The following is a 14,596-nucleotide window of genomic DNA, read 5'->3' as shown; positions in this document are numbered from 1 at the left end:
TGAAAGGTAAAACAATTTCAAATTAAAATAACAAAGCCTGATTGAGTAAATTTGTATTTCCTACTCAACAATATGGCCCGTTAATTGGATAAGCAGGGGGAGCAATGTTCTGGACATAAACTAAAATTTTTTATAACCTCTGCGTAGCCACTTTTAACTGGTCTCTAAGTTATTGTTTTCGTCTTCTATCTTGCGAATTTTTCGTTTCAATGACTCGATAAAAGCGTCTTTGTTATTTTCGTTCATTTCACATTTATTTGTTTTGTAGTAGGTAATTGTGTTTGTTGTTGACGTTAGATTTCGATACGCTCACGAAGGTCTCTATTGTTATAGAGAGTTGCTTTTGCTGCTTCACTACACTATTAAAATTAATGTTTTCATTGGCTCTCACGAGCCGTTTAATAGCTTCATCAACTTTTTGAGTTGTGGCAGCCTTACGATTCTGTACTTGTTTTAAATGTTCATTCAGGTCCAAGTTAGACATTATTTATTTCCTGCTTTCGTTTTAACCTATCTAATCTACCAAAAATAATGTGTCCACCATAAAAGTGTTTAAAATATTTGTATACCGGATTAAGTCTTTTTATTTTTTTCTACAATATCCATTCGCCCACGCTTCTCTAATGCATCAATTGTTTTTTTAGATGTTTTGATCAACAGTACATATTTTTGTTGCTAAATCAGAAAATCCAATCGCTAAATCCTTACATAGACTTCCACCGTTAAACAGCTTCTAAAAGTTTCAAAAGTACCATAAATTTGTACAGGGATGGAGTGGCAATTAAGTTTTGTTCTGTATTGTTTATAGGACGAGTCAAAATTAATCATTCGATTTGGTAGAACTCAACAGCTGATGCACTTTCATCAGTATCGCCTAGGTCTGATCTTTATGGAAGGAATAAATCAAAACCTCATCGAATAGTGAATGGAAAGGAGATAAGTCAGGGGGAATGTCAGAGTGATTCAATCAGAATCTCGGCAGCCAAGGGAGCAGCTAGCTATCTTATACATGGATATAACTGAAATGTTAAAGGAATTGTCCGAAGGTAATCTCACTTCGGTAGAACTGACTAAAACATATATTGAACATCTTAAGTACGTGAATCCAACGGTGAATTGTCTTGTGGAAGACCGCTTTCACGAGGCATTAAAAGAGGCAGAAGAAGCTGATCGCCTGATTCAAAATGGAGAAACGAGAGGAAAGTTAACTGGTATACCAATCAGTATGAAGGAGTCTTTTCATGTAAAAGGTATGAAAACGACGGGGGGACTCGGACATCGGGTTAACATGAAAGAAAACCAAGATGCCCAGGTAGTGGAGAGGCTAAGAAGAGAAGGTGCAGTCATACTAGGTAAGACCAATACTCCGACACTCTGCTTTTGCCAGGAGACGGATAACAAATTGTATGGAAGAACGAATAATCCTTGGGATTTAAACAGGACCGCTGGCGGCTCATCCGGTGGTGAAGGAGCGCTGATCGCCCTAGGTGGAGCAGCTGCAGGTATCGGATCCGATATCGGGGGATCTATCCGTTTCCCCTCACATTTTAACGGTGTGATCGGGTTTAAATCAGGTAACGGCCGTGTGTCAGATGTTGGAAGTTTTCCTGAAGTGATTCATCCTCTCCAAAAAAGAATGCTTGGAATTGGGCCAATAGCGAAATCTGTTAAAGATGCAAGGCTCATTTACCAGGTGATAGCCAATCACAAATATGATAGTAAGTTGAAGATAAATGATTTTGTTATTCAAAAATTGCCAAAGGATTCCTATTTATTAAGTGAATCAATGGAGCAAAAACTTCAGGAAGTGATTGATCACTTAAACAAAAGGTTTCAGGTCGGTAGTGAAATTCCGCCTTTATTTGACGAGAGTGCATTGTTGTGGCAGGAGATCATGTCTATTGACGGCGGTAAATCAACTGCGGATGCAGCGGGCTTTTCTGGACCCAGAGCTGTTGTCGGAAGTTATTTGAAAGAAAAATTGACAGGAGGTTCCGACTATCATTCCTTTTTAACATGGGCCCTGATTGGGGCACGTTTATTCCAACCCCGTAGCAGCCGGGTGAAAGAAATCCATCGGCTTATAGAAGAGGGAGACCGCAAGGTCACGGATTATTTTAAGGGGAGAATTCTTATTTTGCCGGTTTACCACCGGACGGCTCCTTTACATGGAGAACTTTATAGCGAGATTTTTTCCATTAAAAAGACTTTTGAAAAATATATGCCATTTGTAGCTTATGCCAATGTATGGGGGCTTCCTGCTTTGACAGTGCCAGTCGGAAAGGACAACGAGGGGCTTCCAATGGGGCTACAGCTCATCAGTAACAGTGGAAATGAAGAGGCACTCTTCCAACTGGGCGAGATTGTTGAGCGAGAATTTTCCGGGTTTGAGCGTTGTACTATACATGATAAAGAGTTGTGATGGACACTTTAAAAAAAATGTACATTTTGTAATAATGGAGTTCATGATAAAATGAAGACGCTGGCATCAGAATGAGTTGAAGGGGAAATTATCGGGGAAAAATGATTAACTTAAATATAAAAATTAAAGAGTTGATTCAATCAACGCTTATAACAGTAGGGATGGATCTAGAGGTAAGGCAGGAGTGTTCTGGAATTAACATGAGCTATAATTTTATTTTGCATTATGTAGGTTTTGATTTGAAACGGATCAAATCGGCTATAAAAGAAATCCCAGACTTTATTTCCATTGAAGACTATATCAGAACATTTTCTCTTCATGAAATTGGGCATGCAGTTGACCGTGAAGCTTTGCTCGAATCATTGGACAGAACAATTAAAATTCATGAAATGAAACAAAGTTACTCGATTGAAGAACGGTATAAAAACCCCCATCTGCTTTCCATGCTGATCGAGGAGCATCAAATGAATATCGCTTTTGAGGAAACTGCATGGGAGAATGCTGAAAGGTTGAACAAAAAGTATGGGCTCGTAAATTGGAGATGTTTTCATTTTCTTAGAACATGGGGTTTAAAAACATACATTGAGTCTTATGAGAGAGATTTTACGATATTTGAAGGCCTTGTAAACGGCAGAAGTGAACAAATCGCATAGAAAAAGGCTTCAGCAAATATAGGCTGAAGCCTTTCATACATAGAGAGTCCAACTCTTTAAAATAGACAAATTTCTAAAAATAAAGAGTTTAACGACTTGGTTTGCCAAGCACTATAAACGATAGTATAATCTTAACGCAACCTACTTTTGTATCTTGCAAATATAAATAATAGGTGGTAATAAAATGACAACAAGTAAAGAGTACAGAGTTCTATTGTATTATCATTATGTAACCATTGATGATCCTGAGGAGTTTGCAAAACAGCATCTGAAATTCTGTAAAGAGACCGGACTAAAAGGACGGATTCTTGTAGCAAATGAAGGGATCAACGGTACCGTTTCCGGAACTGTTGAACAGACAGAGCGGTATATTGAAATGATGAAAGCAGATCCCCGTTTTGCAGAAATGGTTTTTAAAATAGATGAAGCGGACCAACATGCGTTTAAAAAGATGCATGTACGCCCACGTAAAGAATTAGTTACCCTTCGTTTGGAGGACGATGTGGATCCTAGACGACTGACAGGGAAATACTTGAGTCCGCAGGAGTTTTATGAAGCGATGCAGGAAGAGGACACTGTTATCCTTGATGCACGCAATGATTATGAATATGATCTCGGACATTTCAGGGGAGCTATCCGTCCAGATATAAAAACATTCAGGGAACTGCCGGACTGGGTCCGTGAAAATAAGGATAAGTTGGAAGGTAAGAAAATCTTGACCTATTGTACGGGTGGAATCCGCTGTGAAAAGTTTTCAGGTTGGCTCGTAAAGGAAGGTTTTGAAGATGTCGGTCAGCTACATGGCGGAATCGTTACTTATGGCAAAGACCCTGAAGTCAAAGGTGAACTTTGGGACGGAAAATGTTATGTCTTTGACGAAAGGATATCTGTTCCTGTCAACCAGAAGGAGCATGTTATTGTTGGCAGGGACTATTTTGACGGTGAACCTTGTGAAAGATATGTAAACTGTGCGAATCCGGAGTGCAACAGGCAATTCCTTTGCTCTGAGGAGAACGAGCATAAATATTTGCGCAGCTGTTCAGACGAATGCCGGGTTCATCCTCGCAATCTTTACATCAAGGAGCATAACTTGACTGAAGAAGAGGTCAGTGATCGAATTAAAAAGCTGGATGAGGAAAAAGCGCTGAATGTTTAATAAAGAAACCCGTTCATCTGTTAAGGTGACGGGTTCTTCTTGTTTTCACTGTAAAGAAAGTATAAAATTAGACGGAATTTTTTTTTCAAATGATGATGTGAAATGTCCAGCATAAGGCGCTGTAGGCTTGAGCTTTCAACCCAGAGTAAAAGTAAAGTCAAGTAAAACTAATCCGAGTAAGTTACAGCTACTATGTTACATTACTCAAGAATCTTTCGCATCCTGTATATTACTGCTTTGCTGTGGGTAGCTGAAAATCTGTCTCCTTGCTTCGCAAATCAGGGCTGCGGCTTGCGCTTTTCTTCATAGGATTTTATGATGTGTGTATGCGATAATGGATATATGGTTACATAGAGAGAAGAGGGGAATTTATGGTAAAAGAGAAATGGTTCAGGATAGGAACCGGCATTATTATGGCTTTTTTGATCATTTATCTGGGAACAAAAGTCAGTTTTATATTTACCCCGTTAGTGATCATTATACAAACATTATTTCCTCCCATTGTCATTAGTGGAATCCTTTATTATTTACTGCGCCCAATTGTTAATCTGCTGGCAAAGAAAATGCCGCGGACTTTGGCGATCATCCTTGTATTTGTTGGGATTGCCGGCGTGATGACAGCGGGCGTCTTCGTTATTGGGCCTGAGCTGCAGAGACAATATAGTCTTTTCATGAAAAATCTGCCGGCTTATTCCAAGAATATTCAGGAATGGGTCCTTACGGTGATGGATAAAGAATGGTTCCAGCGATTCCAGGAAAATGATTACTTCTCTGTGGAGAAAATAACGGATTATTTGCAAAATAATGCAAAAAACATGTTACAGGACGCCGGAACCAAAATTGCCAGCACCGTCGGTTTTGTGGCAAATATTATCATGGTGCTCGTGCTGGTGCCGTTCGTTTTATTTTTTATCCTGAAGGATGGAAAACAAGCACCGACTTTCTTATTGAAAATCCTTCCGAAAAAGCATCAAAATGAAGCGGTTAATATTCTGAAAGACATGGACGAAGCTTTAAGTGCCTACATACAAGGACAAATGATCGTAAGTTTTTGTGTGGGATTGACAGCTTATATCGGCTATTTGATCATCGGGCTTGATTATTCCCTTGTACTGGGTTTTGTAGCCATGGTGACCAATGTGATCCCGTTTATCGGGCCATGGATCGGAACATTTCCGGCGGTGATTGTCGGGTTGCTGCATTCACCATTTCAAGCGTTGCTCGTTATTGTTGTTGTTGTGATTGTCCAACAAATTGACAGTAATATTACTTCTCCGCTTGTTATGGGGAAAAAGCTGAATATCCATCCATTAACGATCATTTTTGTTCTATTGGTGGCGGGAAAATTCGGGGGTTTGCTCGGATTGATTTTTGCGATTCCTGTCTATGCGCTGTTAAAAGTCATAGTCAGCCATATGTATCGATATTTTAGACTTGATTAACCCGCAGATGCGGGTTTTTGTTATTTTTTTCATCTAATAATTAATATGTTTCCTCATAAAATAGAAACGTTCTCAGGAACAATGATTGATGGGGGGATCGTTTATGACTGTCATAAACAACGTAAAGCAGACGCTTACAGGGTTGAAAAGTGCTCAGGCAAGCCTGGAAGGATTTGCGCTTCAAACAGATAATCAACAAGCAAAACAATTGTATCAGATGACTGCACAGCAAACACAGGCGGTTATTGATGCCCTTGAACCTCGAGTACAGGAGATTATGCAAGAAGAGCCGCAATATAACGAATAATTTTTAAAAGCAAGGAACAGACCTTCTTCTGTTCCTTGTCTCTAACTAAGGAGGTAATGGTTTGACTGTCATTTCGGATGTGAAAACAACCCTTGCCACAATGAAAGGAATTCAGGCTGCATTCAGCAAATTAGCGTTAACAAGTACGGACCAAAAAGCTAAACAAATTTTTCATGACTGCATGATGGAAACTGAGCCGATCATCTCTGATTTACAAAAACAAGTTGAATTTATGATGGCTGAAGAACTTCAATATAAAAATTCATAAGAGGGAGGCAAAAGCTTGGATATTCCCGAATGGCTTAATATAATACTTCGATCGGTCATTTTAGTTTTTGTTTTATTTTTACTTACAAAGTGGCTGGGGAAGAAGCAGTTGTCTCAATTATCCTTCTTTGAGTATATTGCTGGCATTACAATAGGCAGTATTGCAGCTGAAATTTCTACGGGGTTGGAAACAAACTTTTTACATGGTTTATATAGCATGCTTGTATGGACAGCAATTCCATTCTTTGCCGGTTTACTAGCTATTAAAAGCAAAAAGGCGAGGGATTTTATTGAAGGCAAGGAAACAGTTGTAATTAAAGATGGAAAAATCCAAGAGGAAAATTTAACAAAGCAAAAATACACTGTGGAGGAATTGCTTCACCTGTTAAGAAAAAAGAACGCTTTTCAAGTTTCCGATGTCGAATTTGCAGTTCTTGAAGCAAACGGCGATTTGAATGTATTACTTAAAAAAGAAAAACAGCCAGTGACTCCTCAGGATTTAAAACTGGAAACGGCTCCTGTGAAGGTCCCGGAAACAGTTATATTGGAAGGGCAGGTTATGGATTCGGCCCTTGCTTCATGTGGGTTAACAAGGGAATGGCTGGATGCAGAGCTTCAAAAACTGGGTATCGCACTTGACAATGTGTTTATTGGACAAGTGGATGCCTATGGCCAGTTTACAGCGGACTTGTATGACGATAAAATCCAGCTTCCAAAGCCGCAGGAAAAACCGTTGTTATTAAGCGCATTAAAAAAATGCCAAGCCGATTTTGAAAGCTTTTCATTAGCAACGGAAAATGAAGAGGCTAAACAGATGTATCATCAACACTCAAAAAAACTGGCAGACATGATCAAAAAAACAGAGTATCTGCTTGTAAATTAAGAAAGGGTCATCCAATATATGGACGACCCTTTTATTTTAGGCATACATCTCTTTAACCTGTTTTTGAAGTTGTTCGCTTTCCAGATATTCATTGTAGGTCATGTACTTATCTACAATTCCAGATGGTGTCAGCTCGATAATTCGATTGGCGATCGTTTCGATGAACTGATGATCATGTGAAGTGAATATCAATGACCCTTTGAAGTTAATCAATCCGTTATTCAACGCCGTTATGGATTCCAGATCCAAATGGTTTGTCGGTTCATCCAGCAAAAGAACGTTAGCACCGCTCAGCATCATTTTTGACAGCATGCACCGTACTTTTTCCCCACCAGAAAGAACAGAAGCTTTCTTTAATGCTTCTTCACCCGAAAAAAGCATCCGGCCGAGAAAGCCACGCAAGAAGCTTTCAGTCTCATCCTGTGGCGAAAACTGTCTTAGCCATTCAATGAGATTCAACTCCACACCTTCGAAGAATTCTGTGTTATCTTTCGGGAAATAGGATTGGGAAGTAGTGACACCCCATTTATAGCTCCCGCTGTCAGGCTCCATTTCTCCTGAAAGAATTTGTAATAAGGTGGTTTTGGCTATCTCATTTTTCCCAAGTAGGGCAACTTTATCGTCTTTATTCAAAGTGAAACTGATATTGTCTAATACCTTTACGCCGTCCACTGTCTTTGATAAATTGCTCACATTGAGTAAATCGTTCCCGATTTCTCTTTCGGGTGTAAATGCCACATATGGATAGCGCCTGGAAGATGGCTTTATATCGTCAAGGGTGATTTTATCAAGTAGCTTTTTCCTGGATGTCGCCTGTTTGGATTTCGAAGCATTGGCACTAAATCTGGCAATGAAAGTCTGCAGTTCTTTAATCTTTTCTTCCTTCTTTTTATTTGCTTCCTGCGCCATTTTTTGTGCCAATTGGCTGGATTCATACCAAAAATCATAATTTCCGACATAAATTTGGATATTGCTGAAATCCAAGTCTGCTATATGAGTGCAAACCTTATTTAGGAAATGCCGGTCGTGGGAGACAACAATGACTGTATTCTCAAAGTTGATCAAAAACTCTTCCAGCCATTGGATCGCTTTGATGTCCAAATGGTTTGTCGGCTCGTCAAGCAGTAAAATATCCGGCTTCCCGAATAAAGCTTGAGCAAGAAGAACCTTTACTTTTTCGGCCCCTGACAGTTCGCCCATCTTTTTGTTATGGAGGTCTTCACCGATTCCGAGGCCTTTTAGTAATATAGCTGCTTCGGATTCCGCTTCCCATCCGTTTAATTCTGCAAATTCCCCTTCAAGCTCCGCGGCACGCATTCCGTCTTCTTCAGAAAAGTCCGCTTTCATATAGATAGCATCTTTTTCCTGCATAATTTCGTACAGTCGACTGTGCCCCATAATGACAACTTGAAGGACTTCCACCTCTTCATATTGGAAATGATCCTGCTTCAATACGGCCAGACGATCATTTGGAGAAATGGAAACAGTACCTGTTTGCGCTTCAATTTCACCCGAAAGAATCTTAAGGAACGTTGATTTTCCGGCTCCGTTTGCGCCAATCAGACCATAACAATTCCCGGGTGTGAATTTGACATTTATATTTTCAAATAGTTTACGGTCTCCAAAACGAAGACCAACATTATTTACAGTAATCAAATTTATCATAACCTCCAAAAGAAATTCCTGTTTATTATAACACTTTTCTCCATTAGAGGGGAATGGACGCGTCAACTTCTTTTTACCCATTCACTAATTCTTTGTATTTTGGACCGTGCCACATATAATGAATGTATATATTTTTTAAAAATGAGGGTCGATGAATGAAAAAGCCTGCGATTTTAATTGTGGAAGATGAAGAAAAAATTGCCCGTGTGCTTGAAATTGAATTGTCGTTTGAGGGTTATCACACAGATAAAGCATTTACTGGCTCGGATGGTCTGAAAAGGTTCCGCGAGCAGACTTGGGATCTTGTCCTGTTGGATGTCATGCTGCCAAAAATGAGCGGGATTGAGGTTTTGAGGAGAATCAGATCAGAAAATAACCATACGCCGGTTATTTTATTGACAGCCAAAGATTCAGTTGAAGACAAGGTCTCCGGACTGGATCTTGGTGCAAATGACTATATTACTAAACCATTTCAAATGGAAGAACTATTGGCAAGGGTTCGGGCAGCCCTAAGATTAAGCCAGAATCCGCCCAATGATACGGTTGATGATGGCTGGATTAGAGTGGGAGATTTAAAGTTAAATGTGTTATCAAGAGAAGTAAAAAGAGGTGAGGATGACATTGTATTAACCCAACGGGAATTTGATCTGCTCGCTTTTTTGATGAAACACGCCCGCCAAGTGTTAAATAGGGAACAGCTTCTTAGCGGAGTATGGGGGTATGATTATTATGGAGATACAAATATCGTAGATGTATACATACGGTATTTAAGAAACAAGATGGATAAAAAATATGCTGACCAGCTTATCCATACTGTGCGTGGGGTTGGTTATGTCATCAAGGAAAGCCAATGAAACTTCAGACTAAAATTAATCTGTACTCTGCAGTTATGTTCATTGCTCTGTTGCTTATCATCAATGCGGCCATTTATTTTACCTTTAGCCGTATGATGTTTGAAAGTGAACTAGAGAGGGTGACGGGAGAAGCGAAGCAAACTGTCAAGGGAATGAATCAAGCAGATGCAAATATCCCGATGGATGATTTACTCAGAGCTCATATGCCTGTAAATGGAATGCTCCAGATAGTTAAATCGGATGGAACCCGAAGGTCAGCTGTTACTCCTACAGGACAAAGTAAGCTGAGAGACATCCCGGTCACATTTGGAAATAGGGAATTAAGAAAAATTATTGAATATGATGACACTCCTTATGCTTTTGTTTCAATCCCCACTATTGGGGGTGACGGAGAGGTTGCGGAATTGCAATTGACTCAAAGCTTGGTCTCAACAGCCGATAATTTGACCATATTAAGGTTTGTTTTGATCGCGATAACCATCATTGCATCCATCCCGGTTCTTTTATCGGCACGTCTGTTGAGCAATTTCATTGTATCACCCATCACCTCACTGATTAAGACAATGAAAGAGATTCAAGAAAGCGGGCATTATAAACGGATTGAGCTGCCAAAACAATCCAAAGATGAACTGCATCAACTCGGACAAACATTTAATAAGATGATTAGCCAGCTTGAAATGAATTATGAAAAACAAGAGCAATTTGTATCAAATGCATCTCATGAACTAAAGACACCACTGACAGTCATTGAAGCATATGCTGACCTGTTGAAACGAAGAGGCAAAGAGGCTCCTGAGCTATTCGATGAATCCGTAGGAGCAATTCATTTGGAGTCCCAAAGAATGAAGGAATTGATAGAACAGCTTTTACTGTTGGCAAGGCATGATGAACAATGGCAGGCTGATATGAAGGAGATTCAGCTAAACAGCTTCATAGAAGAATCAATCAGGTCTTTCGGGACTGCCTTCGGGCGTGAGATAAGCCTGAATGCGGAGGAACATGTGAAAGTTAAAACAGACCCGCAAAAACTAAAGCAAATATTTTATATATTGATGGATAATGCGCAAAAATACAGCGATGCACCTATCAGTGTAAATATCAGGGTCGAGGACAAAAAAGCCCTCATTGAAGTGGTGGATAAAGGTATAGGGATTCCTAAGGAAGAGCTGACTAAAATATTTGATCGTTTTTATCGGGTGGATGAATCGCGGTCAAGGAAGTCCGGAGGCTTTGGTTTGGGGCTTTCGCTTGCCAAGGAACTGGCTCATATCATTGATGCAGAAATTAATATTGACAGCATAGAAGGTTCAGGGACAACAGCACAGATAAAGATTGAAACATCTCTCACTGAATTCTCATAATCCATCAGTATAATGTTTATAAAAACCCTACGGAGCGAATCCAATGAAAAAGATTTTCCAAAAACGGATATTACTAATTGTTTTAACCTCAGGCATGATTATCGCCCTCATATGGCAATTATCCATTTCGATGGTTTCAGCTCGGCCTTTGTCAGAGGCTGATGCGAGCAAATTGGTCAGGGATTTGTATGGAGGAGAAATCGCCGCGATAAAAAAAACTAATGATCACTTTTATATTAGTTTGCAATCAGAAATCGGACTATATGAAATCACTATCGATCAAAAAAGTGGAGAAATACTCGGAATAGAGAAAAAGGAAAGCGATAAAAGTGAACAGCAACTGACTGTTCCTGAAGTGAAACAGCTTATTAAAAAAGATTATCCGGGTAAAATTGAACAATTGGAGAAAAGATCAGAAAACGGACAGCTCTTTTACTTTGTCATTGTCAGGAATGGCACTGTTGAAACAACAATAAAGTTAAATCCCGTATCCGGTAAAATTGTGGAGTCTTCAAAGAAAACCGACACGAAAGAAGAAACTGTACATGGAATTACAAAGAAGGAAGCGGTAAAAATAGCTTTGAACCAGGTGAAGGGAGTAGTGGAAGATGTAGATATAGAGGAATCTGATGGATTGTACTATTATCTTGTGGAAGTGGAACAGGATAAAGAAAGGGAAGCTACAATTCAAATCAATTCAATTACTGGTGAGATATTGTCTATTACTTGGGATGATTAGTGTATGTTTATTTTATTCTCATCGAATTCTCATTTTCTTATAAGAATGTCCTCATATTCAAAGGCTAACATGATATTAAGACCAATAAAGGAGGACTCATATAATGATGAAACGAAAATTGTTGATTGGGAGTATTGCGGGACTGTTCGTATTGGGTGGTGCCATGGGTGCTGGCGCGGCTTCCAAATCTGCTGACATTAATAGTGCAGGAAAAACAGCTAATATTATTTCAACAAAAGACGCCGAGGAAATAGCTATCAATGAAATCGGCGGGAAACTGAAAAGCATCGAGCTTGAGAAAGATGACGGGCACTTCATTTATGATATTGAACTGCTTCAAGAAAATGGAGAAGACATCGATTTGGACCTTAATGCTGTATCCGGAAAAATTATAAAGATTGACAGACATGACGACGACAATGATGATGAATATGATCGCTTGAACAAAAGTAAAAATGTAACACTTACAATTGATGATGCTATTTCAACTGCCATCAAGGATACGCCTGGGAAAGTGGTAGAGGCAGAGTATGACGAAGATGGCTACTACGACATTGAAATGAAAATAGGCCAAAATGAAGTTGAAATGAAAATAGATGCCAATAGTGGAAAGATCATCGAAAAAGAAAACGATGATGACTAAAATTATAGGGCAAATCCAAAACGAACCCAGTGCGGGTTCGTTTTTTTTATAATAGCTGAACCCGCAATTCCGAATATTGGACATTGTCGAGTCTTCTCGAACACTGTATTGCACCATTCATTTTTTTTATTCCATAAATGGGGTATAATAGAAGGGATAACGAGAAAGGGGATCTTAATTCATGGCTTATAGAAGAGGGCCTCAGGAGCCTGTTCCTGAAGAGGAAACAATCGTTTGGTCATGTACGAATGAACAATGTTCTTGTTGGATGAGGGATGCCTTTTCTACAGAAACTAAAACGACTTGCCCGATTTGTAAATCGGAAATGGCACAGGAAACTAGAGTTTTGCCAGTCATTTCGTAATATTACATTGCAGCCGTTCCGCGGTCTTCCACGGAGCGGCCTTTTTAATTTGAAAAGAGATCATGCTTGAATGAATATTATGGATTTCCCGCACATTTTTCAGTCAAAATGGGGAAACTGAATATGGAAGATATATTAGGAGGGAAATCCATGACCAGCGAGAATGCAAACAAAAATACTTTGCCTGATGATCCAAAATCATATTGGTTAGATTCAGTAGACATAGCTGCTTATCCCCCACTTGAAAAAGATATCGAAACAGAAGTGGCTGTTGTCGGTGGGGGGATATCCGGTATCACAACAGCATTTTTGCTTGCAAAAGAAGGTTTCCAGGTAACGCTCCTGGAGTCAACTCGTTTATTTAACGGAACAACAGGGCACACGACAGCGAAAGTGACAGCACAGCACGGTCTTATATATGATGAGTTGATCGGCAACTTCGGGGTGGATAGTGTAAAGCTATATTATTCAGCAAATAAGGATGCGGCTGATTTTATTGAAAATTATATCAATCAGCATGGTATTGACTGTGACTATCAAAAGGAGAGCGCGTATGTATTCTCTACTGAAGAAAGTGACAGGCAGAGTCTTGAAAAAGAAGCGAAAGCCTATGAAAAAATAGGGGTGAATGGGGGATTCGTTGATGAAATCCCATTGCCAATCCCAGTGATCGGCGCGGTAGAGATGAAAAATCAGGCGCAGTTTCATCCACTAAAATATTTGGCCCATATGGTGAAAGAAATGACCAGGCAGGGTGTCCAGATTTTTGAAGGGATGACTGCAATCAACATGGAGCATGGGGACCCGGCGGTCGTTCATATGAGAAACGGCATAAAAGTAAAAGCAAAGTTCGTTGTTTCAGCATCTCATTTTCCGTTTCATGATGGAAAGGGATATTTTGCGCGCCTTTATCCTAAAAGGTCCTATGTAGTGGCTGTAAAACCGGAGCAAAGCTTTCCAAACGGAATGTATATTTCTTCTAATAAGCCTACTCGCTCATTCAGAAGTGTAAAAATCAACGGGGAAGATATGCTCCTGGTCATTGGGGAAAGTCATAAGACTGGTCAAGGGGTACCTGAAATAGATCATTATGAAGCATTGGAAAAAGATGCCGCCAAGTTATTTGGGGCAAAGAAGGTATTATATAGATGGTCAGCCCAAGACCTAGTCACACCTGATAAGGTGCCTTATATTGGACGAATTTCTGAAAACCATTCAAATGTCTTTATTGCAACTGGTTTCAGAAAATGGGGGATGGCGCACGGAACCTTGTCAGGCATGCTGATCAGTGATTTAATAACGGGCAGGGATAATCCATATGAAAAACTTTATGCGCCATCAAGATTTCCTCTAGATCCAAGCTTTAAAACACTTGTAAAAGAAAATATGAATGTGGCTGCGCAGTTAATCGGCGGAAAGTTCGAACGTCCTGATAAGGAAATAAAAGATATCCGGCAGGATGAAGGAGCGGTCATTACAATAAAAGGAAAAAGGGCAGGAGCTTATAAAGATCATAATGGTGAGCTGTTTGTGGTGGATACAACTTGCACCCATATGGGCTGTGAGGTCAACTGGAACAGCGGTGACAAAACATGGGACTGCCCTTGCCATGGCTCAAGGTTTGGCTATGATGGAAAGGTGATTGAAGGGCCGGCTGATCAGCCATTAAAAAGAATAGATCCCGATAGGATAGACTACTCAACATCAACGTAAATCAATTCTTGGTTAAACATGTTTGTTCAGTCCCTTTTGTTCAATTTTCCAGAATAAGAAGCTAAAGTGGGACCGACAATAAGAACAGTTCAAAGCAGGCTTTGGACTAAAATTATAATTGGGATGA

14 protein-coding genes are annotated in these 14,596 nt (G+C 39.7%); 13 read left to right on the top strand and 1 reads right to left on the bottom strand.

All coding sequences use genetic code 11. The features are described from left to right. Positions 1-958: 958 nt before the first annotated feature. The 7 genes from C509_RS0100465 to C509_RS0100435 all read left to right on the top strand — a co-directional run bounded on the left by C509_RS0100465 (position 959) and on the right by C509_RS0100435 (position 7,130). A complete protein-coding gene (locus tag C509_RS0100465; RefSeq protein ID WP_018704923.1) occupies positions 959-2,422 on the top strand; it encodes an amidase in 1,464 nt (487 codons plus the stop codon). 101 nt (positions 2,423-2,523) lie between these two features. Then, on the top strand, positions 2,524-3,075 hold the full coding sequence (locus C509_RS0100460; protein ID WP_018704922.1) for a hypothetical protein: 552 nt from the start codon (positions 2,524-2,526) through the stop codon (positions 3,073-3,075). A 184-nt stretch (positions 3,076-3,259) separates the two neighbouring features. Continuing rightward, positions 3,260-4,231, top strand: coding sequence for an oxygen-dependent tRNA uridine(34) hydroxylase TrhO (gene trhO, locus C509_RS0100455; RefSeq protein ID WP_018704921.1), 972 nt, complete (start codon positions 3,260-3,262; stop codon positions 4,229-4,231). Between the two features lie 371 nt (positions 4,232-4,602). Further along, positions 4,603-5,673, top strand: a complete 1,071-nt coding sequence (locus C509_RS0100450; RefSeq protein ID WP_018704920.1) for an AI-2E family transporter — start codon at positions 4,603-4,605, stop codon at positions 5,671-5,673. Positions 5,674-5,776: 103 nt separating this feature from the next. Beyond that, positions 5,777-5,980 (top strand): DUF1657 domain-containing protein, encoded by a 204-nt coding sequence (locus C509_RS0100445; RefSeq protein ID WP_018704919.1) that lies wholly within the window; start codon positions 5,777-5,779, stop codon positions 5,978-5,980. Positions 5,981-6,041: 61 nt separating this feature from the next. Further along, the gene (locus C509_RS0100440; protein WP_018704918.1) at positions 6,042-6,248 is read left to right on the top strand and encodes a DUF1657 domain-containing protein; all 207 of its coding nucleotides are present in this window, start codon (positions 6,042-6,044) and stop codon (positions 6,246-6,248) included. Between the two features lie 21 nt (positions 6,249-6,269). Continuing rightward, complete coding sequence (locus C509_RS0100435) at positions 6,270-7,130, top strand: DUF421 domain-containing protein (protein ID WP_026319607.1); 861 nt, start codon at positions 6,270-6,272, stop codon at positions 7,128-7,130. 36 nt (positions 7,131-7,166) lie between these two features. Here the strand turns inward: C509_RS0100435 and C509_RS0100430 are convergent, their stop codons facing one another. Then, entirely contained in the window at positions 7,167-8,786 is a 1,620-nt protein-coding gene (locus tag C509_RS0100430; protein WP_018704916.1) for an ABC-F family ATP-binding cassette domain-containing protein, read from the bottom strand. Between the two features lie 164 nt (positions 8,787-8,950). Here C509_RS0100430 and C509_RS0100425 point away from each other — a divergent pair, with 164 nt between their 5' ends. The 6 genes from C509_RS0100425 (at position 8,951) to C509_RS0100400 (ending at position 14,469) form a co-directional block, all read left to right on the top strand. Next, positions 8,951-9,649, top strand: coding sequence for a response regulator transcription factor (locus C509_RS0100425; RefSeq protein ID WP_018704915.1), 699 nt, complete (start codon positions 8,951-8,953; stop codon positions 9,647-9,649). Next, on the top strand, positions 9,646-11,010 hold the full coding sequence (locus C509_RS0100420; protein WP_018704914.1) for a sensor histidine kinase: 1,365 nt from the start codon (positions 9,646-9,648) through the stop codon (positions 11,008-11,010). Before C509_RS0100425 ends, C509_RS0100420 begins: the two co-directional genes overlap by 4 nt. A gap of 43 nt (positions 11,011-11,053) precedes the next feature. Continuing rightward, a complete protein-coding gene (locus C509_RS24970) occupies positions 11,054-11,749 on the top strand; it encodes a PepSY domain-containing protein (protein ID WP_018704913.1) in 696 nt (231 codons plus the stop codon). A 103-nt stretch (positions 11,750-11,852) separates the two neighbouring features. Next, positions 11,853-12,392 carry a PepSY domain-containing protein gene (locus C509_RS0100410; protein ID WP_018704912.1) on the top strand — a complete coding sequence of 180 codons (540 nt, stop codon included), beginning with the start codon at positions 11,853-11,855 and terminating at the stop codon, positions 12,390-12,392. Between the two features lie 181 nt (positions 12,393-12,573). Next, the gene (locus C509_RS0100405) at positions 12,574-12,756 is read left to right on the top strand and encodes a cold-shock protein (protein WP_018704911.1); all 183 of its coding nucleotides are present in this window, start codon (positions 12,574-12,576) and stop codon (positions 12,754-12,756) included. 150 nt (positions 12,757-12,906) lie between these two features. Then, on the top strand, positions 12,907-14,469 hold the full coding sequence (locus C509_RS0100400; RefSeq protein ID WP_033369638.1) for an FAD-dependent oxidoreductase: 1,563 nt from the start codon (positions 12,907-12,909) through the stop codon (positions 14,467-14,469). The last annotated feature ends 127 nt before the right edge of the window (positions 14,470-14,596 follow it).

Source organism: Siminovitchia fordii DSM 16014 = CIP 108821 (assembly GCF_000374565.1).
Lineage (GTDB): Bacteria > Bacillota > Bacilli > Bacillales > Bacillaceae_C > Siminovitchia > Siminovitchia fordii.
Note: the sequence above shows the minus strand (reverse complement) of the source record. Positions and strands in the feature narration are given on the sequence as shown.